Source organism: Algoriphagus aurantiacus, from assembly GCF_035156405.1.
Taxonomy (GTDB): Bacteria; Bacteroidota; Bacteroidia; order Cytophagales; family Cyclobacteriaceae; genus Algoriphagus; species Algoriphagus aurantiacus.
On record NZ_JAXRUT010000014.1, the window covers coordinates 84188 to 108280 of the forward strand.

Below are 24093 nucleotides of genomic sequence, written 5' to 3' on the forward strand. Positions count from 1 at the left end.
CTCGAATTAATTACTAAACGGCAAGGTATTCAGGTTTTGGAAAATAAACTCGTCCTCCAAGACCCAGTCTTCCTTGAGTTGCTTTTTCACTCTTGCCAGATGTACCACCTCGCCAATAACAATGACGGCAGGAGCGCCAATTCCTTGACTCTGGCTGATGTCCACGATATTTTGAATTGTGCCAACAACCTCCTTTTGCTCTATTTTAGTGCCATCCTGGATGATAGCTATTGGCAAATCCTGTTTACCAAAAGAGGAATAAATTTCAGTGATTTGCTTCAGTTTGGCCATTCCCATCAACACCACAACTGTTGCAGATGATTGAGCTGCCAAAGTCAGATCTTTAGAAAGCTCTCGGTCACTAGTCGTTCCTGTGATTACCCAAAAACTCTCTGCAATGCCTCGACTAGTTACAGGAATTCCCACTGAGGCCGGAACGGCAACACTGGACGAAATTCCCGGGATTACCTCAACTTCTACTCCATGCGCCAAGGCATACATTTCTTCTTCTTTTCCCCTGCCAAAAACAAATGGATCTCCGCCTTTCACACGTACCACATGCCCAAATTCATTTGCATAGTCCACGATCAGCTCATTAATCTGATCCTGAGTATGACTGTGATTTCCTTTTCTTTTACCTACAAAAACCAATAATGCACGATTAGCATGCTTGAGGATCTCCTCATTGACCAGAGAATCATAAAGTACAACATCGGCGTTAGTCAGCGCTTTTACCCCTTTTAGAGTAAGCAGCTCCGGATCGCCGGGTCCGGCACCAAGGAGGGTGACTTTTGGGGATTTTCCTGTGATGGTTTTCATATGATTATAATTTGTCTTGTAAAGGCCATAACCTGTCCCGTGACGAAGGAAACGGGATGGAATCTCGCATGCATTATAATCATCCCAGTGTGTGACTTTTTAGTTATGCTCGATTTCATTGGTCCAATAGGTTTAGTGAGAGTAATTCAGCTTTGCTGTTTATATTCTGAACAAGGGATTTCTGCTCCGAATTGATGATGAGTTTGTGATGAGAAATCAGATTCACCAACGGGCACAGCTTCAATTTATTGGCCGATATGGCGTCAGCGAAAGTTTCTATGACTTCTTTTTTATAAACACCGATTAGCGGGTAATCATTCTTTCCGTCGCTGAGAAAGGTTACTGAGGCTGCTTTTTTCTCTGATTCTTCGGTCAAATCTAGAAGTAAGCCGGCTGTTATCTTTGGCACATCACAGCTGAGGATTAGATTTCGATGTGATTTGCTATGGCTCAATGCGGTATAAATTCCGCCAACAGGACCCTTATCAGCAAAAATGTCTTCTATCATTGGCAGGCCTACCAAATTATAATCTCCATTGCTGGTCACCAAAATGATATTGGAGGTAATCGGCATGATGGCCTCAATTATCCAACGGATAAAGGGTTTGCCTCTGTACAGAACCAATCCTTTCTCCGATTGCATCCTGACACTTTTCCCTCCACAGAGTACATAAGCCGATATTTCTGTTGATTTTTCCATGGCTAAACTGTCATCAATTTTATAAATGCAATGAATAACACGATGGAAAGGATGTATTTCAAAGTAACATTGGAGAATTTTTTACTACCGTAAATCGCTCCAAATGTACCCCCTAGTACAGCCGCAGGAATCAGATAACTGGCTTCGATAGGGATTTCTCCTCCACCAAGTAGAAAACCCAATGCCCCGGAGACTGAATTGACCCAAATGAAAAGGGCCGAAACTGCCGCAGCTTCCTTCATGTTTCCCCAGCGCAATAATAGAATCACTGGACTTAGAATAATTCCACCGCCTATGCCGATCATTCCTGAGAAAAAACCTATTCCCAATCCAATCAACAAAGCTAAAGTAGTTTTCACCGGTTCATTTTGATCTGGATTTATTTTGCCAAAAACACCTAATATCCTCAAAATTGCTATCAGCAGAAATACGCCTAGAATCTGCTTATAGAGTGTTGCATTGATCGTGATCATTCCTCCGGCAAACGCCGCCGGGATCGATGTAATGGCAAAGGGATAAAAGAGCTTCCAGCGAAAATGCTTAGCCTGACGAAAAAAAACAAATGAAATTCCCGCCACGAAAATATTCAAAATCAAGGCTGTAGGTTTCATCACGAGCAGAGGAACTCCAGCCAAAGCCATCATCGCGAGATAGCCGCTGGCACCTCCATGTCCTACACTGGCATACATAAAAGCAACCACAGCGAGGATCGCAGAAAATACAATTATGAAAACAGGGTCGTGAAAATCAATCATCTTAGTTTCTGTTTACAGCCAAGAATTGAACAGATTCACCTGCTCCCAATACTTCCAAATCCTCCGGAATCAATACCAGAGCATTTCCCAAAGCATAAGAAATCAACATGCTAGAGGCTTGTTTAGGGTAAATTTCAACCTCACCATTTTTCTCTGTTCCGAGGATGAAAAGCGTCTTTCCAAACTTGTTAAATGTACGATGCTTCAGAACTCCTGTCTGGAAATTTAAGTCAACATCTGGATTGCCTGACATGATTTTCAAAGCTGAAAGTGCATAAATCAGAAAGCAAGTCAAGGAAGATGCTGGATTTCCGGGTAGTGCAAAAACCAGCGTTTTCTCCGTTTTCCCAAACCAAAGAGGCTTGCCTGGCTTTTGATTCACCTTGTAGAAAATCTCGTTGACACCATTTGCCTGCAACGCCTCATTGACAAAGTCGTAATCTCCGACAGAAATACCGCCAGAGATTAGCAATAGATCGCTTTCAAGTCCTCTGATAATAGTTTTCTTGGTTGCTTCGAAATCATCCGCAACCTTTAGAATCCGCACTGAGTCAAATCCTCTGGACTTCAGCGCAGACTCTAACATGATTGCATTGCTTTCGTAAATACATCCGGGCTTCAGGGGACTTCCTGCCTCCTGAAGCTCATTTCCGGTTACGATAAGCGTAATTTTGGGTTTGTTAAAGACTAAAACCTCAGTGATTCCAAAACTGGTCAAAAAGCCCATTATGGATTCATTGATCTTTGTCCCTGCTGGTAAAACTTGCTCACCAGCCTGTACCTGCTCACCAATTTCCCGCACATTTGTGCGTTTTTCTGGCATGTTCTGAATGGCTATTTTACTTCCATTCACTTCCACATGCTCCTGCATAATAACAGTATCCGCTTGATCTGGCACGTAGGCTCCTGTGAAGATACGCACGGCCTGATTTTCACCAATCGCAAACTCTAGTGCATCACCTGCTTTGCATTCCCCGATGACTTCCAGTTCATAGACTTCACCACTTCGGAATGCATACCCATCCATTGCCGATTGCCGGAAAGAAGGCAAACTGATAGGAGCTAGAATTTCTTCTGCCAGAAAACATCCATAGGCATCCCTGAGAGGCATTTTTACCTTTGGTAGCTGGCCTGTGTGAGTTTTAATTAAATCTAAAGCTTCAGAAACTGAAATCATCTTAATGTGGAATCTCGGATAAACTTATAAAAAATTACGTATAAATACTTACTTTTCTACGTATTTATTTGTTGAGTTACGCTTTTTGAAGCATAATCTGCTTCTACTAATGAAGCTCTGGTATTTTTTGCGCAAAAAAAAACGCTAATCAAAGCGTTTTTAAATTGTTTGGAATATTCGTTACCAGCTACCGCCAGCCCCGCCGCCGCCGAAGCCACCGCCTCCGAAACCTCCGAAGCCACCGCCTCCGCTACCACCACCAAATCCACCGCCGCCGAAGCCGCCGCCAGAAGATCGGCCACCGCCGCCAAGCATACCAGCCAGCATGATCGTAGTCCAGAGACCTACTCCTCCGCCTCTGCCGCCCATGTGGTTGTTATTGTCATTTCTATTTCTCAAAAGAGGAAGGACAACAAAGATGAATAGGAAGAACAAAACCATTAAGATTGCTCCACCACTATTTCCCGAGGACTCTACATCCTCAGCAGTGTATTCTCCTGAAGCGAGTTTGAAAATCATATCAGTTGCCTCATTCAGACCTTGGTAATATGCTTCCTGTCGGAAATTGGGAAGAATCAGGTTCTCCACTATTCGTTTTGCCAATGCATCAGGAACTGCGCCTTCCATGCCATAGCCAGTCGCAATAAAAACCTTGCGATCGTCCATTGCGGCAAGAATCAAGACCCCATTGTCATTATCTCCTCCACCAATCCCCCAAGATTGGCCAAGCCGAAAAGCATAATCAGAAATGTCGTATTGACCTACTGATCGCATCATCACGATGGCTATCTGGGTAGAAGTACTATCGTTGTAAGCGACCAATTTGCTTTCCAACTGAGCCGCTTCAGCCGATGAAAGTGTATTGGTGAAATCATTCACCAGCTTTGGCGGATTGGGCGCAGGCGGGAAGTCCTGAGCCTGAAGGCTAAGTGTGAATAATAATAAAATTAGTATAAGGGGGCGGATCTTATGATCCAAAAGAAATCTCATCAGGAAGTTCGTTTATGTCTGAATCACCCTGATAGGGGAAATGCGCTCCAAGTTGCTCGCCGGCCATGTGAATGCCGTCGATCAGACCTTGTGTAAATTGACCCTGCTTGAATAAGACGGTCATGTGTTCTTTTATTTGTTCCCAGAAATGATCCGGAACTACTTCGTTAATGCCTTTGTCTCCTAAAATCGCAAAGCGCTTATCGACTACGGCAAGATAGAATAATACGCCATTTCGATCCTTGGTTTGATGCATTTTGAGGGTATCAAATACCTTCACCGCACGGTCTAGAACCTCGCCTTTGCATCGGCTTTCTATATGAACTTGGATTTCTCCAGAGGTGGAAACTTCAGCAGACCGAATAGCATTTACTATAGCTTCCCGGTCTGCTTTTGAGAATAATTTCTCAGCCATGATAATTTGTGTTAAAACTGAACTGTAGGTGCATTTTCGGATCCAGCGGATGCCTCAAAGTAACCTTTCTGCTCGAATCCATACCAACCCGCAAAGATGTTGTTCGGGAAAGTGCGAAGATTTGAATTGTAATCCTGAACTGACTGATTGAAATTACGTCTGGCTACAGCGATTCTGTTTTCTGTGCCTTCCAGTTGAGCTTGTAGTTCCAGGAAATTTTGATTTGCTTTTAACTCTGGATAGCGCTCTACGCTTACCAATAACCTACCTAACGCACCGGAAAGTTGATCCTGTGCACCTTGGAATTCAGCGAGTTTTTCAGGAGTGAGATTGGTGGCATCCACATTTACTGAGGTCGCCTTTGCCCGCGCTTCGATCACGCCAGTCAAGGTCTCTTGCTCAAATTCTGCATAGCCTTTAACTGTGTTTACCAAATTAGGAATCAAGTCAGATCGACGTTGATATTGTGTTTCTACCTCAGCCCATTGGCCATTGATCACTTCTTCTGTTTGGACAAAAGTGTTATATGTTCCTACGGCCTTGGTATAAATAAAAATACCTAGAACCAGAAGTATCCCAATAGGAATTAAGAATTTTTTCATCTGTTTATAATTTGTTTTTTAATGGTCTCATGGAATCTCGCCTGGAGGACAATCATACCTCAATGTGACCTTCAGTCCTGCACGATTTCATGTTTTACGAATTGATTTTTTACAACTTGATTACTCACGTATTTAAGTATAAGAGGTTTGATTATTTCCCCTTCCTTCCCTCAAAATTACCGCTTTTATCTTAATACAATCCAAAACGCTACTAAATCTGTTTTTTGAGAGTAAGGGTAAACTTGTGGTCTTTAAATTTGGTGAGATCATCTCCCTCATACCGACGAATCTCCAGTTCGATTTTCTTTCCAGGTTCAGATCTCAGCAGCTTGTTAATTTCAGCCAGCTCCCAAATGAACGTAGGTATCTTATTTATCACTAATATTTCATCGTATGCCTGTACACCAGCTTGCTGTGCCGGGGACCCAGGGCGGATTTCAGATATATAGATCCTATTATCATCGTCGGGAATCTTTTTCAATGACATTCCACTCATATCATATTCAAAAGGCGTGTAGAAATTGTGGGCTTTTCGTACGAGTAAGCGGTTTCGAGGATAATCAAAAATAAGTTTAGATCTCCCAAGTACTTCAGATCCCAAGCTACCCTGGCGACCAGATTCCTTAATGACGTAGCTATATGGTGTTTCCTCGGGGTAGGAAGTGAGCACCTCATCCAATTTGAAATTTGCAAATTTCATATAATCCACTCGACCTATGTATCCAAACAAAACACCTCCAAGACTTTGCCCCAAAGCTGATTCAATAAAAAGTGGCGGCATGGTAATGTCTTCTGAAGTCTCTCGGTTAAGTAATAGTCCATGATTAGCACCAGTATCGATCAACAGCTTAGGATATAGGAATGTGCCATCTTTTTGCTTCACCATAGCACTTATGTAAGGTTTGTTGTCATAAATTTCCATTTCTAGTTTTCTGTAGAAAGGTGGTTTCAACTTAAGCGCATTAGGCTTATAAAAAACTATTTTTCCCTCGTCATAATTGATTTTTACTGGATTGAATTTGAAAAATTCATATCCAATAATCCCATAAACCGGAACTCCAATGACGGATTCTAGCTCTAGGAATTCCTGCTCTAAAACAAGCAAACTTTGGAATATGCCCTCTATAGGACCTAAATCAAAATGATTGATCGGAGAGACAGAGGCCATTATATCATCGGTGCCATCAGCTCCTACCAGTTTTAATCTGCGTGTATAATTTAACCCCAAAGCGTCGCCCAGTTTTTTGCTAAACAAAATATTAGAACGTACGCCAGTATCTACCAAAAAATTTAATGGGGTATTTCCATTGATCGAAATAGGAATAATAATCAAACTATTAGAAGCGATAAAAGGAACAATAACCTTACGCTTTTCTTCTTTCATGAAAAACCCGGGAACCTGAGCTATGCACAGAAACTGCATAGCAAGAAATAATGCGAGAAATAGCGGTAAGCGTTTACACATAGATTTCTGAAAACACTGATGTTTCAAATAAGTTACTCTGTTTTGTGAAAATTATAAGGATTCTAACAAAAACTACCTATTTCACCACGTCTTTATCAGCTTTAGGTTTAATTAGATTGAAACCAAATTACTGAGTTTGATCCATGAGGTTTGTCAAAAAATGGAGAATGACTCATCTTTAATTTAAATTATTTTGAACACATGGCAGACAAGGCCCTGATAGAAAAGGCTAAAAAAATCTTCGAGAATTTCCTCACAAAGCAAGGAAGTAGAAAAACCCCTGAGAGATTTTCAGTAATAGATGAATTATATTCTCTTCCAGAAGATGAGCATATGGATGTGGAAGGACTATTTCTCAGCATGAGAAATAAGGGTTATACCATTAGCAGGGCAACTATTTACAATACACTGGACTTATTGGTGGAAAGTGGGCTGGCGGTAAAGCACCAGTTCAAAGACAAAGTAGCACTCTACGAACAAGCGCTGACCTATAAGCATCATGACCATCATGTATGCAATCAATGCCGAAAAATCAGGGAATTTTCCGATCCAAAAATTAACGAGATAAAAGAGGAAATAGGCAGGTCTTTCAGATCATCCATCAAAAGCCATTCACTCGTGCTGTATGGGGATTGTGAAATAGAAAACTGCGAAAACTTGCAGGTGATTTAAGGGAGGTACTTTGACTGCCGAAAAGCTGAGAGCGAATTAAAAGCTTAAAAGTGATTTGCAGCTTACTGTGTTTTCCCCGAAAATCTCCATGTCCACTTTGGTTTATTTTTTCTATTAAGAGAAAATCTTCTTATAAAAAGGTTTGCGATACAAAAACTGTAAATAAATCAACGGGTATAAGAATAAAGTAGCCAAGACAAACGGTGCCGAAAACTCTATTTCATCCATGATTTCTGAATGATTTCCTAGATTTATTATCCGATGTTTATGCCTCCATTTTTTCAGGAAAAAAGGAAGCACAATACCGATATCTGTAAAGTAGTATTCTGATGGTGATGTTTCACTTTCGCTGATTTCACTGTTCCATTGCTGCTTGAAAAGTAAAAAATTCAATTCCAGTAAAACTAAATCCCCAATTTCAGATCCGTCAAACCTTACTAATTTCACGGGTGGAAATGGTGGACTTAGCTTCGTGAAGAGTGTCTCATCAAAGCCGTCTTTCACCGACATATAGTCTTGATTGACCTTGGTAGATATATTAATCTTCATTTTTTTCAGAAGCTTAAGACAAATAGAAGAAAGAGAATAAGCCAAATGCCATCCATAAAATGCCAGTAAAAGGTGAACAAGCGAACACGCATTTTCTCAAATGGATTGGTGTGAATAATTAGCTTTTGAATTTCGTCTTTTCTGCTTTTGTCCAGCTGGAAATAAAGAATCAGCGCAAAAATCATCGCTCCCAACAGGTGGAAAATATGTATGCCACTCAGGACGTATAAAAAACTTCCGCTTGGAATGCCTGTGAATTCAATGCCTTTGGACTTCAATTCAAACCATCCGATTACCTGTAAGACAGTAAACGCCAATCCTAGCAAAACCGTATTTCTTAGCGAGCTAAGTAGTTTTTCAGTGTTTTCTTCGTGGTAGGCAATTCTGATGGATGTAGCCGAAAACCCACTCACGACCAATAAAAAAGTGGAAATCAGAAAGGCAATGGGCACAGTCTGATTCATACCGGCTAGGATATCTCGGGAGGAAAAGAGAAAAGCAAAAGTCAGGAACAAAAATATCAGTCCACTCCCGATCATTCCCAAATAGAGGAGCGTTTCGTATGGATGAAGTCGTTCAATCCGCTGAAACAGGGTTAGTTGTTGCTTTAATTTTGTCATTACTCAGAAAACAGTCAAATGAGACGAAGGTTCAGAGAATTGTAAAAGAACTTGGGTTTATCGTTTCGTGATCACATTTCCTTTGAATCGAACTTTTGATGTTTGTGATGACACAAACATCGGCGGATTTTATCACTTTGATTCACAATTTCCCTCTATTTGAAATCAAGAAAGCGCTCTGCCTCTGTTCGTGTCCCACGAACGGGATCTTGAGACACTATCCTAAGTTTTTTACGAATTGAACTATTGATGTTTGTGAGACACAAACATCGGCGGATAGATAGCACAAGTATTGGAGGGACGACAGCACCAACTTCGGTGCTAGTCATTTTCGAAGCTTGGTTTTAGCCGGATAAAAGCCAGCTCTTTTTCTTTTTTCAAAAATGAATAGATCGAACCATTATGTACAAAAGTCTTTCCTTCGAAGTATTTGCCCATAATTGGAATACTGTTTTGCAGCTTTTGCTCATGGATTTGATCCAGCTTCTCGTCAAAAACAGTCAATACATACACATACTTCGGTTTCTGGGGATTGCCGCTGTCTAGTTCACGGCTATACCGATAGAATCGCTGAGCTTTATGATCCTTCACCAGTGGACCAAATACTACCTCATCATTTTTGCGCTTTACCCAGTACATATATAGTTGTTGGTCAGTGATGTCTTTTCGGTATTTTCCAGATTTCTGATCAGAAGTGAGTCTGCTATGATACGTCTTATGGATCACAGAGTCGCTTTCATGATCGTAATACCACAATTCATTCCTTGCAGAGGTGGAAAGAATGATGTCAGGACCATTTAGAAGCAGGAACTTCATTTCCGGAGAGCTGTTTCTCCTGCCAATATCATAATCAACTGTGATGGTATATTCTTTCAATTGATCCCAAAAGTCGATCGGAATAAGCTTTAGAGATCTGTCCACTAGATTTACTTTTGCTATTCCCAATACATTTCCTCCAATTTTGAAGTTGCCGTAGAAGCTAGCCAGATAGGATCCATCAGTGGAAATCTCGCCAAGTCCATCTATTTCCGTATCAAAGGGAAGGCGATCTCCAGATAGCTCTCGGTTAATGAGTTCATATGAGGCTATTTTCTTTCCGGAGGAATTAAGCTTGTGGATCACACGGTATTCTTTGAAATAGGTGTCGCCAAGGAGAGTTTTCTTAAGACCGAAAGGGAAGTATTGTTTAACACTATTTGGTCCATTGACTTGGTAGTGAATCACACTATCAAGCTTCAGGCTATCCATATTGATTACCTCTACGCGGCCGGATTCGGGGGTTAGGTTATAGAGACGTCCCTCATTCACAGCATAATCAGACATATTAAGATCCATGTCCAGATAGATCCTGTCTTCGCCAGCATCGATATGAACGGTGTCTAGCACATAATTAAAGTCTGGAGAAACATTGGCTACTGGCAACTGTACTTCCACAGCTTTTTCTCCACAAGAGATAAACAGTAGAAAAAGAACTAGTGTACAGGTTGGTTTCATTTTCTAAAAATTATAATCAAAAATCCATAAAGCCAACTTATTTCGAATGTTCATAATGGTTTGAAGTATTCAGAACTTACTCTTATTTGAATTTTGGTGTTAGTCTGACAAAAGCAAGTTCGTCATCGATATTAAGATAACTGTACAGCATACCGTCCTTTAAGAAAATGTTTGAGGAATTATGAAAATTGCGAAGTGTTTGTTCTTTGATCATAACAAAGTCAGAATCAAAAAAAGTGATCACTGGACCATTCTTATCACGGCTATATCTCCAGTACATTTCCTGCTCGGGAAACTCATAAAATTTACGAAAACTTACCTGCTGATTTTTCAAAGCAGAGGCTTCAGACCATTCTTCCCGTGAACTCACGGTGGTAGCAAAATTTCCAATACGCGTATTGGATGTCAGATTGGCTTTATATTCATGATGATATAAACTGTCTTTCTCTGAATTGTGTCGGAAGACCTCGTTGTACGCTGAAGAACTGATGATCAGCTCATCTCCCATAAAATCCAAATAAACAGATTCACCTATGGACATGGTGCCTCCTCCTGACATCTCCATACTTATTCTGAACTGGTCCAATTTCTGAAATAGGGCCATCGGAATATAGTTGATAGAATCTGTCAGGAGATCTATAATCACGAGTCCAGAGGAAGAGGATGGTTTTCTAAAATTCTCAAGCTCTGCTACGTACAAATTCCCATTCTCTGAAAACACGCCTCGGTAGCTGACATGTTGATTTTCCTCCAATTCATACCCCTTCAGATTTCGCTGGTCAAATTGGTAGGACTTTAGCAACTCTCCTTTTGGAGAAATCCGGACAATTCTATTGAAGTCGAATAGACAAAGGTCTCCGTTTTCAAGTACCTGCATCCGTGACAAGTATCCACCGCCAACACCATTCGGACCTTCATTATCCAATTGGACGGTTTCTTTTAATTTAAGATTATCCAGATCCACTATTTCCAGAATCAGAGATTCAGGATTGAGGTTGTAGAGATACTTACGGTCACTGGAAACGTCGGAAATCCCAAGTCCCTGATTGAGGAAAAAGAAATGATCTCCGGCATCTACCACCACGGTGTCCGAAGTATAGGTAAAGATGAAATCAGCCTCAGATTTGTATTCCGATTTTTTCTCAGTATTACAGCTTAAAAGGGCAATTACAAGTATTAGAAATCTATTCATCAGTAAAAGTTGGTTTTAGCCTTATAAAGGCTAATTCATCCTCGATATTAACAAATTGATAATAGTCTCCATTCTTTATAAAAGGTTTGCCGGTCATTTCCCAATTCTCCAATTGGAATTCTCCAAGTTGGTTGAGATCCATATCGAAAAAGGTGAAGTAGTAGTTCCTTACCATCGTATCGCCTTTCATGTGATCAAAGTCAGAAGAGATCCTCCAGAGCATATCTCGCTCTGAATCGTGTATTAAGCTACCAAAACTAACCTCTTTGTCTCTGGCATTTCTTGCTTCTCTGAATGCTTCCGGAGAGGTAACTTTTATGGAATAATTCACCGGTTTTACATTCTCGGTTAGGTTAGATGTATTTGCTTTTACTGTTACTTCCAGCGTTGATTTATCCAAAATCCAGAACTCATTGATAGCGGAAGACTGTATGATGATTTTGTCTTCCAGCTCAAGTAGTTCAATATTTTCACCGAATTTTCCCTTCATTCCAGATGGCCCACTCATTTCAACTTCGATGGTGAATTGATCCAACTTGTCCATCTGCGGAATTGGGATCACATTGACTTCCGAGGTTTCCAAGTCAATCTTTGCTAAGCCTTCGTTATCGTAAGGATTCTCTTGGGTTCCATACCAGGAATAGAAGGTAGTTCCATCGGAAGAAATAATTCCTCCCGGTTTTAACTCTTCATTCGGAGCCATAGAGCCTTGGAGAAGATCCTCTTTTTTAATAGAATGATTGGTTACACTGTTCGTAGTAAGGTCTATTTTAATTAAGTTACCCCATGCGGAGAGCATAATCTCATCTTTCGAAAAGGCTTTATAATTAAAAAAATAAGGACTTGTACCAATCCCATTTGGGCCTTCCTGCTCTAATTTCACTACCCCAGAAAGTTTCAATTGATCCAGATCCACTATTTCCATCTCAAAAGTTTTTGCATTGAAATTGAGCAGATACTTTCCGTCAGGACTAAGATCTGATGAACCTAAATTCTGCGATAAATAGATAAAGTGATCTCCTGGATCTACCTGTACCGTATCAAGGGTGTAGGAAAAATCAAAATCAGCATTTTTAGAATCCTCAGAACTTTTCTCAGAAGAACATCCGACCAAAGCCAATGCAAGCAGTAAACTATTGTATTTATTCATAGGAAATTATGGGTTTAAGCCTTACAAAAGCGAGTTCATCATCGATATTCAAAAAGGTATAGATCATGCCTTCGCGGGCGAAATACTCGTATGGAAGGACGAAATCTGAAGGAAGTAATACCTCATGAAGCTGGTTAAACGCTGGATTGAAGGCTGTCAGGACAGTTTTGTATAGTACTGTATCGCCTTTCATGCGATCCATTTCCTTTGCAAAGCGCCAATAGACATCATTTTGATCATCAAAAAATAAGTGGCCATACATTACTTCCTTGTCCTTCTCTTTACTGATCTCTTGGAAGTCTTCCATCGTTTCAGAACGCTTAGCGTAATTGGCCTTAGCTTCCTTACTTGTGATGCTACTTGAGAAATCTTTAGATGTCAGTGAATCCGTTTTCAGGTGATAGAAATAGACTTTGTTTTGTACCGAATTGGAATAAATAATGCTGTCGTTCTGTAAAGAGAGGTGTATTTGGGCCATGCCCATAGAGCTGGCATATTCGCTCCCGTCGAAATAGAGCACAGTCTTGTATTTATCCAGTTCCTTAAAAAGATCAGTAGGTAAATACTTCACTATTTGATTCTCTAGATCAAATAGGGCAAAGCCTTCTGGCATTTCTTCCATTTGCTCTTTTCCATAGAGATTCAGAATTGTCTTCCTGTCTCTTGAGAGAGTTTCATTTAGCTTGATTCTCATTCCATCTTCTAGTTTCTCACCTTCAAATTCCTGCTTCGCATAGACCATGGTAGAAAGCTTATTTCCCTCTTGATCGAAATGATAAAATTCATAACTGTCAGAAAGATAAAATGTCCCATCTGGTAGCATATAGACGTTGGATACATAGGGAGATCGAATGGCATTGGGACCATCCAAGCTCATAGGAATGACTCGTTCTAGCTTGAGATTTTCCAGATCTATTACTTCGAGGCCTGGTTCATTAGCTCCCGTTTTGAAATTGTAGAAAAGCTGTCCGTCATCAGAAAGATCTGAAGTGGTTACCTGCCAGTTTAAATGAATAAACTGATCGCCTGCGTCTACCATCACGGTATCTAGTTCATAGGAAAAATCAATAGTTTCTGCTTGAGTACTTTCTGCGGAGTCTTTGGAGTTGCAACTGACAAATGCTGTCAAGATAAATAGGAATACCAGTCTAGTATTATTCATAGCTTGGTTTGATTCGGATGAAGCCCAGCTCATCCTCTAGGTTGATGTAAGAATATAAAATGCCGTCTTTGAAGAATGTGAGCGAATCCATTTCCGAATAGTCCACCTTTTTCTCATGTAGCTGGGTAAGATCCTTATCAAAAATGGTTAATACATTACTGTAGGTTGCCGAATCGCCGATCTTACGATCAAGGTCTCTTGAGAATCGCCAGAATTTCTCGTTTTGATCATCGTAGTGAAGCTTGGAAAAAGTCACTTCTTTCAACTTCTCCGCACCGAGATCAAATAGCTCTTTCTGTGAACCAGCATTTTTCTGATAGTTGCCTTTCTTGGCATCATCAGTTAGCTCGGAGTGAAAAGACTTTTTCTCAACAGGGCCATCTGAAGGGTTCACCAGGTATAGTTCGTTGTATGCAGTTGATGAAATAAGAATTTTGTCTTGAAAAGGCACAAATAAAATAGTCTCTGCCATTGACATTTTGCTATTACCATCCGGACTAAAGACAATTTCAAATTTTTCAATTTCTTCAAAAATATCCAGTGGGATTTTTTTCAGTTCCATGGAATTGAGATTGACTATTGCCAGGCCACTTTTAGGACTTTTATTATCCTGTAGGCCGTAGCTGCTGTAGAAGAATTTGCCGTCGTCAGACATAAATCCTTCAGGATATATTTTCTCCAGTTCTGATAAGGGTTCTCCCTTCAGCGAATCTGTAGTAAGCCAATACCTGCTCATCTGATCACGGGTAGCATTTAGTTTGATCATGTAGCTCCAGGTATTCAGGAAGAGTTCACCACTATCAGAGACGTCCATCATGGGCATATATGAATTTGCAGCCCCTATCCCGGTAGGTCCTTCATTTTCGAGTTTGATGACTTCTTTAAGTGATAGATCGTCAAGGTCAATTACTTCCAATTCGGGGACTTTCGCATTGAAGTTGTAAAGTGTTTTCTTGTCAGAACTAAGGGATGAAGTAAATAGATTGTTCGTCAGGTGAATAAAATGGTCAGCTCCGGGATCGACTTTTACGGTATCAACTTCTACAGTAAAGTCTAGCTCAGTAGAATTAATAGAATCGGAATCAGTTTTTTCCGAGCAGGGAGCGAAAATAATCAGGAGGAAAAGTGGTACTAGTTTTTTCATGGTAGATATTGTACTAAGTAGTTGGTGGCATTATAATTTTTATCAGTTGGCTTCAAAAATCAAAAGTGAATACTGCGAAACCGAGCTCGTCTTCAACATTGACTATACCATACATTTTCCCATCCTTAAAAAAGGGAAAAATAGGTGGTCTGGGAAATTCTTTCATCTCGGTTTCCCCTGTCAAACCGAATTGTTCATCATAGCTAAAGAGGTAAGTGACGATACGTGGGGGAGTCTTCTCGTCTGGAGATAGTTGTTGCATAGACCCGAAACGGTAATAGCGTTTGTTTACAGCGTCCCACATAAATTCTCCAAAAAGTATCTGTTGACGTATTTCAGCACGTTTCTGATTGAATTCCGCCTGGCTATTGGCAGGTTTTGAATAGTCTCCCGTACGTTTTGGAGGAACTAGTTGGTGTGGAAAAGAAATCAGTTTGACAGATTCAGTTTTCTGGTCAAATAGATAAACATCGCTCGTAGAGCCTGTGGTAAGCAGGACTTGCCCATTCACTATGCCTGGGTGTGCGAAATCAGTAAAAAAACTACTGCGATCTTCGGTTAGCTTTAGGTAAAATTTCCGTAAGACTTCATCAAATACAGGGATAGGAATTAGTTTGACTTCATTAGTATTCAGATTAATACTGTATAATCCATCTAAACCACCATCTTGATCCTGTGGTACGGACAAGGCAAAATTTCCATCGGGACTGAGTTTAACCCGCTGGTAAAGATTTGATTCAAAAGAGGGGGGCAGTCCAGTCAGGGCACTTTCCCGAAGGGTAATGTTCTTTATTTTTGCTCCCTCTTGATTGAAGATGCCAAGGGAGTTGATCGAACCGAACACAAAATTATCGGAAGCAAGCCGTTGAAAGTTATTAGCATTTACTCCTATTCCATCAGGGCCTTCTTTTTCAAATGAATAGATAGCATTCAATTTGGAATTAGTGATATCAATCTTGAAAACCGCATCATCCAAATCATTGAATTGATAGAGCATCGAGTGATCTTCTGAAAGGTCAAATCCTACAGTAGCCTCCAAATAGATCAACTTGTCTCCTGGATCAACTACTACTGTATCCACCGAGAAAGTCAAGTTCTCTAGGATATTGTCGGATTTAGATTTTTCAGAATTGCTTTTTTCACTGCAAGAGGCAAAAGCAATAAAGAATAGAACTGGTAAGAGTTTTTTCATCAATTATTGGGATTGTTAATAGCTTGGTTTGACGCGAATAAAGGCCATCTCATCATTTAGGTTTAAGTAGGAATACAACATGCCATCTTTGAAGAAGGATTGATAATAAGAGTAATCATACTCCACCTTTTCCTCATGCAATTGATTGAGATCAGAGTCAAAAATTGTCAGGACAGTTTTCATTGCAAGGGAGTCTCCTATCATTCTTTCCATGTCATAACTGAATCTCCAATGTTTTTCATTCTCCTCATCGTAGAGAAATTTACCAAATTCTACCTCTTTAGAGTGCTCTTTGAAAATGGGTTTCCGTTCTTCTTCACTGCTAGATTCATTTGTGGAATTTCCTTTTTTTGCTTCTGCTGTGAGTTGGGAATGAAACACCTTATGAATTAGAGTGTCTTTTATCATGTCAAAGACAAATGCTTCATTAAAAGCGCTTGTGGATACAATTAGATTGTTTTTTGATTTTGCGATATAGGATGATTCTCCTTTTTCAAAACCATATTGGTTTTGTATAATAAACTGTTTGAGGCTACGGAGTTCTGGAATGGGGATTTTTCGGATCGTGGAATTAACTAAATCAACCAATGCAAGACCTTTCGTTGCGCCCACCTTCTTACCAGCGTCTTCCTTATAGATTGCATAAAGATGAGATCTATCATCACTAAAGACGGGGTGGTATTCGAAACGTTCTCCTTCCTCCATCTCATCCCCTTTGAAATAATTTGGACCGATTTTGATAGTTTTCATTTCGGTCCTCAGAGAGTCAAAAACTCTATACTCATTCCACCCTTCTACCACCAACTCATTCTGTTGAGTTACAAAAACCCCAAAAACTACTGGACCAATGCCTTTTGGGCCTTCTTTGTCCATTGGTTCTATTTTGATCAACTCTAGCTCATCCAGGTCAATGATCTCCAGGTTTGGGGCAAATGAATTTAAGTTGTATAAAAATTTCTTGTCAGGAGATACATTAGAGGTGGCCAAATAGATCTCCATAAAGTAAAACCTGTCCTTGAAATCAATTTGAACTGTGTCGATTTCCGTTGAAAAAGTGAAAGTTTGCATCTCGTCTTTAGATTTCACTTTCTTTTCTTGGCAAGAAGCGAAAGCGACAATTAATAGGAGAGGTAGTAGTTTTCTCATAGTTTCCTAAAAATCAAAGGTGAAAACTGCGAATCCCAGCTCATCTTCTATATTGACATAAGACCAGAGCTTGCCATCTTTGAAGAAAGCATTTGGAGGAATGGCCGTGAGGTCTTCCAAAAATTTCTCACCGATCAGGTCCAACTGGGGATCAAAAGCTGAGAGATAGACTTTGTTTTTAGGAGTCGCTTCTGTATCTGTATTCGGTATTCCTATTGAGCTGAAGCGATAAAACCGGTTCGATTGATCATCCCAAAGGAGTTGTTTAAATCCAACTTCAGAATGTATCAAAGCGTTCTGCTCTTTTCGTTCATCTGCTGAAGAGACTTCGTTTTTGATTTTTTTAGTCTTTTCTGTTTGTGTTAGCGTAAGGGGAAAAGTGACGTATTCCAGACTATCCAGCTCTGGATCATAGCGGTAAACTCCACTGGTTACAGGAGTGGTAATATAGACTTTAGAATTGATGGTTTGAACAGTAACTAATTGAATGGAACTCATCGGATAACCATATTCATTTGAGACAACACTATAGTCATGCGTTCGGTCTACATTTGGCAGGTCAATTACTTTCGAGTTCTCTGCCTCAAAATCGATTGATATAAGGTTGAAAACTGGGGCATTAAACGCAGTTTCCAAGAAAAAACCCCTTTGATTTTCGTCCATATAGGCAAACTGCGAAAGCATACTACGCTCCGGTCTTTCTCCACTTATTAGTTTGTCAATGGTATAATCAAAGTTTGGCATGAGCTCACCAGTATTTGAAAACATCCCTATTTTAGAATAGCTGTTGAAGATAAAATAACCATCTGATGCCAGCGTCATGTTTCCTTTATAGGGAGTTAAGCCATTTGGGCCTTCATTTTCAAAAGGATAGCTGGCTGCGAGAACCAATTTATTCAGATCTATCTCTTGTAACTGTAGAGTAGTTTCGTCAAACTTATATAGCTTTTGATGATCCTGACTCAGCGTAGAATTGTACAATCCGGAATTGAGATTTATGATGTCATCTCCGGGATCGATCAGCACAGTATCCACCGAATAAGTAAGATTTTCAAGAATATTTCCTGCTTGGGTAGTTTCTGATTCTTTGCTTCCGCAGGCTGAAAGAAGTGCGAGAATTGAAATAGTGAGTAGTTTTTTCATAATTATTTAAAAATCAAATGTGAATACAGCGAATCCCAATTCGTCTTCGACGTTGACATAGGAATATAGCTTGCCGTCTTTGAAGAATGAGCCAAATGGTATTTTGGATAAACCTTGAAATCGAGTCTCGCCGATTAATTCCAAATCTTTAGAATAAGCGATAAGGAATATTTCGAATTCTGTAGGCCAACCATCAGAATTTGAAGCAATAGCCCTATCTGCAAAGCGGAAATAACGTTGTGATTTTTCGTCCCAAAGGAAGCTCCGATACGTGATCTTATGGTTTAACTTTTTTAATTCTTCCTCAAACTCTCCTCTGCTTCCAACCTTGTTTTTTACCTCTCCGGTCTTTTCTAGAGGGACGATCTCATGTGGAAATTCTCGATAATAAAGGCTGTCTATGCTCGGGTCATAGATGTAGGTGCCATTGCCAACAGTACAGGAAATAAGAACCAGATCATTGAACTGTTGTAGATGGAGGAATTCACCTTTTTGCTCACCATCGCTTCTTATGAGGTATTTGTTAGCCCACTTAAACTCAGTAAGCTCCACCATTTTTTTTCTGTTTTCAAGCGAATCTATAACAGCGAAATAAAAGTCTCTTGTTTCAATGTTCACCGGCAAAGAATACAAGTTGAGATGCTTTGGATCTAGGGTAACTCTATTTCCTAGGGTGAAAGGTTCGATAGGAAAGCCTTCTGCAAATTCCTCTTGATCAAGATCCCAAGACTTGATTTTAAGGCCTTGGTCAGTAATAATGGAGGGTCTATGAAGGGTTGGAAAAAAAAAGCTGCTATCAGAAAGTGCGTAAAAGCCAAAGATATGACCTGGGCTGTTTGGGCCATCTTTGTCCAAAGTAAAGGAATTTACTAAGCTGAGATGGTCCACATCAATTTTCTGCATTTTTAGGCTTTTCAAAAAGTAGAAAAAGCGGCCGTCTGGTGATGAAGAGGTGCTGTAACCAAAAGAAAAATCTAAAATCTCATCACCAGTATCAACCATCACTGTATCGATGGAATAAGTCAGCTTCTCCAGGATATTTGTGGGCTCTTTTTCACTCAAACTACTTTCAGAAGTAGGCTTTTCTGTACAAGCAGCAAATAAGGTCAAGATTAAAAGTGGGAGTAGTTTTTGCATCGTTGGTTCTAAAAATCAAAAATGAATACCGCAAACCCCAGCTCGTCTTCTACATTGACGTAGGAGTAGAGCTTGCCGTCTTTGAAAAACTTTTTAGAAAATGGGTCTATCGGTAGTTCAGTTTCAGCAAGCTGGTTGAGTTCATTGTCAAATACTGTAAGTACATTTTTGAAGATCAAAGAATCTCCCCGTTCTTTATCGTATTGCCGGGAAATCCTACAAAACCTTTGGTGGGTTTTATCAAAATAAATAGGGCCGAACTTGACACTTTTTGAAGCTTCCTTCCTGAGAATCTCCATTTCATTGATGGTTTCTGCTGATGTTTTGGAGGGAATAGCAGTTTGGTCTTGGGTCAGTTCTGAATGGAAAGTTTTAGTAGAGACTGTTTCACTTGCTAGGTCAAAAATAATCGCCTCATTAAAATAGGCAGTGGAGATAATGAGTTGATTATTTGCCAGTTCCAAATGGATGGGTTCATATGCTTTGTTGCTCAACCTTCCTTGTACAAAAAGCGAGTAGGTGAAAGGGTTGATTTTTTCAGCCAAATTGAGCTCGATTTTTTTCACATTTCTATCTTCCAAAGAAATGATCGCGAGCCCTTGAGGTACTTGTTCGATCGTTTCATATATGCCATAGAGTAGGTTCCCATTTGTGATTTTTGGATTAAATGGAGCCAGCTTATCCGGCTTGAGACCTGTCAATGCATCTTCCGAAAGGGAATACTTCTTCATGGAATTAAGGTCTGGCGGAAAGATTCTTACTTCCATCAATCCATAAAAGATCAGATTTCCCTTTTGGTCCAACTGAATGGCGTAAGGCCATCCAGTGCCGAGATCTCCTTCTTTATCGGTGACGATCTTTTTTAACAAGCTGAGAGTATCCAGATCTATAATTTCTAGCTCACTCTTTGGAGAAAAATTATATAATTTCTTTTGATCTACAGAAAGTGTGGAATGACTTAAGCCACTTTGGAGAAAGAGTAATTCCTCACCAGAGTCCACCATGACCGTATCCATCCGATAAGTAAAATTAAATTCTTCCTGATTGGATTGATCTGTTGGATTGCCACAAGCCAGACAAATGCCGAGTAAAAAAAGAGGTGTCAGTTTTTTCATGAGTTTAGAAATCAAAGGTGAAAACTGCGAAGCCCAATTCGTCTTCAACATTGACAAAGGAGTAGAGTTTGCCGTCTTTGAAGAAGCCAGCCATAGGTATTTCCGCAAGACTTTCAAGCTTTATTTCGCCTTTCAGATTTAGCTCCCTGTCATAGGCAAACATGAAGTGATCATATTTTTTTGAAGAGTCAGCGTTAGCACGAGGAAGTCCTATGCTTGCAAATCGATAGTATCGCTCTGTCTTTTCATCCCAGTAAAAACCCCAATAGTTGATTTGGGTATGAAACTTTTCTCTTTCGGCTTCCAGTTCCTTGGGGCTGTGCACTACATTTTTGACTGTTATGTCTTTCTCTAAGGGAGTTAATTCATGAGGAAACTCCTGAAACCATAAGCTGTCTATCTCTGGATTGTAGATATAAATACCATTTCCTACTGTAGAGGAAATTAAAACCAGATCGTTTGGTTGCTCAAGTCTTACTAGTTCCCCTCTCCCATCGCCTCCATCTCTACCGCTATTATATTCAACTTTATATTTTTCTATTTTATCAAACTCCGGGAGTTCAACTATTTTTTCTGTCTGACCTGAGGAATCCATCACAGCAAAATGTTTCCTTGCCACTTTAAACATAAGTGGCAAGGAATAAAACATTTTTCGGTCCAAATCCACTTGAAGCTGATAAGTTAGATTTAGACCGAGAGGGAATTCTTTTAGAAGTTCCCCTTCATTAAACTCAATATTGCGAATTCTCTTTCCGGTCTTGGAAAAAACCGAAGTAGATCCTAATAAGTCCTGAACCCAAAAATTTCCATTTGAAAGACTTTTAAAATAATAAACCAGCCTTCCTGTTCCATCAGGTCCCTCTTCCTCAAAGGGATAATTATTGACCAATTTTAGGGAAGTCAGATCAATTTCATGAAGGATGAATCTTGAGCGATCAAAGAAGTAAAATTGGTTTTTACTTGGTGAAAGGGAAGAGTAAGTTGATCCTAAATGCTTTAAATTTATAATCTCATCACCAGGATCAACTACCGCTGTATCGATGGAATAAGTCAGATTCTCCATGATATTTTTGGGCTCTTTGATGATAGAAACTACCTCAGATTTAGGCTTTTCCCCACAAGCTGAAAGTAGTGCAAGAGCTGAAATCGTAAGTAGTTTTCTCATGGGTTCAGAAGGTAAAAGTGAATACTGCGAATCCCAGCTCGTCTTCGACATTGACATAGGACCAGAGCTTGCCCTCTCTAAAAAACTTGAAACCCAAATAATCACCAGGGAATTCTTCCTCATGGAGTTGATTAAGGTCCTCATCAAATAAGGTAACTACCTCTTTGAAAACAGTCGAGTCCCCAATCTTACGATCCAACTCTCTAGAAAACCGCCAAAACTTCTTGTTAAAGTCATCATAATAAAAACGACTGAAACTGACCTGCTCTTCTGATTCGGCAAATATTGGCTCCAGTTCAGCTGGAGAATTCACTTCGAAAGTGACTTTCTCTGGGATTTCCTTGCTATTCTCAGTTAGGTTTGAATGAAACACTTTGTGAGAAATGGAATCAGTAGCCAAATCAAGAATATACACTTCATTGAAATTGGTGGAGGAAATTAGGATTCGATTGTCTAAAGGATCGATATAAGCTAATTCAATGGACCGGGATACCATTTGACCGTCCTTGAAAAAGCTTCTTACATACCCATGCATTCGCTCCCAAATTTCCAGGGGATAAGTTTTCAGACTCATGTTTTCCAGTTCCAATACTGCCAACCCGGTTTTTGCAAGATCATCATTTTCAGATCCATAGGCTGCATAGACATTTTTTCCATTTTGAGAAAGGGTCAAATCAAAATCTAAGGATTCATCAGGCTGAAATCCCTCAAATTTCTCCTCTCGGATTTTATAGGTTTTCATATTTGCCAATTGAGGGTCGAATTCCCGCAAATCCGTAAAACCGATAAAGAATGCTTTACCATCTAGGCTAATCACCAGTTTGCGTGGACGTCCTGTTCCGGCGGGACCTTCTTTTTCCATCTGGATTCGATCAGTTATTTGTAGTGATTCCAGATTTATAATTTCCATTTCGGAAGCAGCGGGATTGAAGTTGTACAGCTGATTTTGATCCGGAGAAAGCGCTGCAGTAGACAAGCCTAACCTTAAAAAGACAATACCATCTCCTGGATCTACCATCACGGTGTCCACAGTATAGGAAAAGTCAAATCCTTTACCCTCTTCTACCTCTGTGGTCCCGCCACAGGAAAAACAGAATAATGCTAAAATGATGATTGTTAATTTTTTCATAATTAGTTAAAATCAAAAGTGAATACTGCAAAACCCAGTTCGTCTTCGACGTTTACATAAGACCAGAGTTTGCCGTCTTTGAAGAATGCGTAGGAGGGAACTGTTTTTAATTTCTCCATCTTGGTCTCACCCAAGACATTGAAGTCTTTGTCGTAGGCAAAAAGGTGAATTTCATAGGTGGTAGGATCTCCTTGGCTTTTGCCATCGAAGGTTTTTACGCCGAAGCGGAAGTATGTCTGACGGGAATTATCCCATAGCATTTCCTGAAAATTGACATGTTCAAATATTTTATTTTGAATTTCACTCACCTGTTCCGGATCTGAAGGGTTTTTTGGGATTTCTATCTTCATTTCATTCGGTACAGATTGATGCTGGATATCAATGAATTTCATTTTTTCAGTTTGAAGATCCATATGGTAAAATCCACTCATGGCAGCTGTGGATATGATTAGTTCACTAGGCAACAAAGTGATGAAGCTACCGACAAAATAAAATGACAAGATTTCCATTCCAGCCTCATTTTTAAAAATCAAGGTGCCAGTATAATCATCTATGATTTTCATTTTGGGAATTGGCAAGGATCTAGCGACTTGAGTTTCTGGATTCAAAATAAAAAGGCCATATTCCCCGGCATCAGCGAAACTTGGTCGGGAATAAATCTTTTGGGTCCCGAAATCATAAACTGAGTTGGAATAGAGAGCATTGTAACTTTTGGCCAAAGTGGAATCTATTCCAGAGGGGACAAATTTCAAGTCTTTTGATTTTTTTGCGTTTTGGTCGAAAATCCCAATCGTATTATTACTTTTCAAAAAGATGTTTCCATCACGACCTATTTCTAATCCAGATAGGTAGCTCCCAATACCATCAGGCCCCTCAGCTTCAAATTCTGTTTTTTTCAGCACCACTAAATTATCCAAATCTACTTCTACGAGTTTATAGGGATCTCTCTCAAAAAAGTAAAGTTTTGTTTTGTCTTCTGTGAGACTATATGGATATAAACCATTGGCAATAATTAGGAAATCTTCACCCGGATCCACCAATACCGTGTCCACAGTATAAGTCAGATTTTCGAGGATGTTTTTCTGTTCAGTTGACTCGGGTTCTTTGCCACCACAGGCAGCAAGTAAGGTGAGAATTGAAATGGTCAGCTGATTTTTCAT

General features: G+C 39.9%; 24 protein-coding genes. 1 reads left to right on the forward strand and 23 read right to left on the reverse strand.

Annotation, left to right across the window (positions count from 1 at the left end; translation table 11 throughout):
* Positions 1-6 precede the first annotated feature (6 nt).
* The 8 genes from cobA to SYJ56_RS14755 all read right to left on the reverse strand — a co-directional run bounded on the left by cobA (position 7) and on the right by SYJ56_RS14755 (position 6923).
* The gene (cobA, locus tag SYJ56_RS14720) at positions 7-819 is read right to left on the reverse strand and encodes a uroporphyrinogen-III C-methyltransferase (protein WP_323835347.1); all 813 of its coding nucleotides are present in this window, start codon (positions 817-819) and stop codon (positions 7-9) included.
* Between the two features lie 115 nt (positions 820-934).
* On the reverse strand, positions 935-1519 hold the full coding sequence (gene mobA, locus SYJ56_RS14725; RefSeq protein WP_323835348.1) for a molybdenum cofactor guanylyltransferase: 585 nt from the start codon (positions 1517-1519) through the stop codon (positions 935-937).
* 2 nt (positions 1520-1521) lie between these two features.
* Positions 1522-2274, reverse strand: a complete 753-nt coding sequence (locus SYJ56_RS14730) for a sulfite exporter TauE/SafE family protein (RefSeq protein WP_323835349.1) — start codon at positions 2272-2274, stop codon at positions 1522-1524.
* Between the two features lies 1 nt (position 2275).
* Entirely contained in the window at positions 2276-3451 is a 1176-nt protein-coding gene (locus tag SYJ56_RS14735) for a molybdopterin molybdotransferase MoeA (RefSeq protein ID WP_323835350.1), read from the reverse strand.
* A gap of 180 nt (positions 3452-3631) precedes the next feature.
* Positions 3632-4441: a TPM domain-containing protein gene (locus tag SYJ56_RS14740; RefSeq protein ID WP_323835352.1), complete on the reverse strand. Its 810-nt coding sequence runs from the start codon at positions 4439-4441 to the stop codon at positions 3632-3634.
* The gene (locus SYJ56_RS14745; protein WP_323835354.1) at positions 4419-4856 is read right to left on the reverse strand and encodes a TPM domain-containing protein; all 438 of its coding nucleotides are present in this window, start codon (positions 4854-4856) and stop codon (positions 4419-4421) included. The genes SYJ56_RS14740 and SYJ56_RS14745 overlap by 23 nt, the downstream gene beginning before the upstream one ends.
* 11 nt (positions 4857-4867) lie before the next feature.
* Positions 4868-5458: a LemA family protein gene (locus SYJ56_RS14750; RefSeq protein WP_323835356.1), complete on the reverse strand. Its 591-nt coding sequence runs from the start codon at positions 5456-5458 to the stop codon at positions 4868-4870.
* Between the two features lie 211 nt (positions 5459-5669).
* Complete coding sequence (locus SYJ56_RS14755) at positions 5670-6923, reverse strand: aspartyl protease family protein (RefSeq protein WP_323835357.1); 1254 nt, start codon at positions 6921-6923, stop codon at positions 5670-5672.
* A gap of 201 nt (positions 6924-7124) precedes the next feature.
* Here SYJ56_RS14755 and SYJ56_RS14760 point away from each other — a divergent pair, with 201 nt between their 5' ends.
* Positions 7125-7595, forward strand: coding sequence for a Fur family transcriptional regulator (locus tag SYJ56_RS14760; RefSeq protein WP_323826670.1), 471 nt, complete (start codon positions 7125-7127; stop codon positions 7593-7595).
* A 114-nt stretch (positions 7596-7709) separates the two neighbouring features.
* Here SYJ56_RS14760 and SYJ56_RS14765 read toward each other — a convergent pair whose 3' ends face one another.
* The 15 genes from SYJ56_RS14765 to SYJ56_RS14835 form a co-directional block, all read right to left on the reverse strand.
* Positions 7710-8144, reverse strand: a complete 435-nt coding sequence (locus tag SYJ56_RS14765; protein WP_323835358.1) for an SRPBCC family protein — start codon at positions 8142-8144, stop codon at positions 7710-7712.
* Positions 8145-8149: 5 nt separating this feature from the next.
* A complete protein-coding gene (locus SYJ56_RS14770; protein WP_323835359.1) occupies positions 8150-8764 on the reverse strand; it encodes a cytochrome c oxidase subunit 3 in 615 nt (204 codons plus the stop codon).
* A gap of 321 nt (positions 8765-9085) precedes the next feature.
* Entirely contained in the window at positions 9086-10258 is a 1173-nt protein-coding gene (locus SYJ56_RS14775) for a DUF4221 family protein (protein WP_323835361.1), read from the reverse strand.
* A gap of 82 nt (positions 10259-10340) precedes the next feature.
* The gene (locus SYJ56_RS14780) at positions 10341-11450 is read right to left on the reverse strand and encodes a DUF4221 family protein (RefSeq protein WP_323835363.1); all 1110 of its coding nucleotides are present in this window, start codon (positions 11448-11450) and stop codon (positions 10341-10343) included.
* The gene (locus SYJ56_RS14785) at positions 11443-12600 is read right to left on the reverse strand and encodes a DUF4221 family protein (protein ID WP_323835365.1); all 1158 of its coding nucleotides are present in this window, start codon (positions 12598-12600) and stop codon (positions 11443-11445) included. The genes SYJ56_RS14780 and SYJ56_RS14785 overlap by 8 nt, the downstream gene beginning before the upstream one ends.
* Positions 12593-13762, reverse strand: coding sequence for a DUF4221 family protein (locus tag SYJ56_RS14790; RefSeq protein ID WP_323835368.1), 1170 nt, complete (start codon positions 13760-13762; stop codon positions 12593-12595). The genes SYJ56_RS14785 and SYJ56_RS14790 overlap by 8 nt, the downstream gene beginning before the upstream one ends.
* Positions 13755-14906: a DUF4221 family protein gene (locus SYJ56_RS14795; RefSeq protein WP_323835370.1), complete on the reverse strand. Its 1152-nt coding sequence runs from the start codon at positions 14904-14906 to the stop codon at positions 13755-13757. Before SYJ56_RS14795 ends, SYJ56_RS14790 begins: the two co-directional genes overlap by 8 nt.
* A gap of 52 nt (positions 14907-14958) precedes the next feature.
* The gene (locus SYJ56_RS14800; RefSeq protein ID WP_323835371.1) at positions 14959-16098 is read right to left on the reverse strand and encodes a DUF4221 family protein; all 1140 of its coding nucleotides are present in this window, start codon (positions 16096-16098) and stop codon (positions 14959-14961) included.
* Between the two features lie 15 nt (positions 16099-16113).
* Positions 16114-17244 carry a DUF4221 family protein gene (locus tag SYJ56_RS14805; RefSeq protein WP_323835373.1) on the reverse strand — a complete coding sequence of 377 codons (1131 nt, stop codon included), beginning with the start codon at positions 17242-17244 and terminating at the stop codon, positions 16114-16116.
* Between the two features lie 6 nt (positions 17245-17250).
* Complete coding sequence (locus tag SYJ56_RS14810; protein WP_323835374.1) at positions 17251-18387, reverse strand: DUF4221 family protein; 1137 nt, start codon at positions 18385-18387, stop codon at positions 17251-17253.
* A 6-nt stretch (positions 18388-18393) separates the two neighbouring features.
* Positions 18394-19524, reverse strand: coding sequence for a DUF4221 family protein (locus tag SYJ56_RS14815; RefSeq protein ID WP_323835376.1), 1131 nt, complete (start codon positions 19522-19524; stop codon positions 18394-18396).
* Positions 19525-19532: 8 nt separating this feature from the next.
* Positions 19533-20639 carry a DUF4221 family protein gene (locus SYJ56_RS14820; RefSeq protein WP_323835378.1) on the reverse strand — a complete coding sequence of 369 codons (1107 nt, stop codon included), beginning with the start codon at positions 20637-20639 and terminating at the stop codon, positions 19533-19535.
* Between the two features lie 4 nt (positions 20640-20643).
* A complete protein-coding gene (locus SYJ56_RS14825) occupies positions 20644-21804 on the reverse strand; it encodes a DUF4221 family protein (protein WP_323835379.1) in 1161 nt (386 codons plus the stop codon).
* Positions 21805-21808: 4 nt separating this feature from the next.
* Positions 21809-22933 (reverse strand): DUF4221 family protein, encoded by a 1125-nt coding sequence (locus SYJ56_RS14830; RefSeq protein ID WP_323835381.1) that lies wholly within the window; start codon positions 22931-22933, stop codon positions 21809-21811.
* Positions 22934-22935: 2 nt separating this feature from the next.
* Positions 22936-24093, reverse strand: a complete 1158-nt coding sequence (locus SYJ56_RS14835) for a DUF4221 family protein (RefSeq protein ID WP_323835383.1) — start codon at positions 24091-24093, stop codon at positions 22936-22938.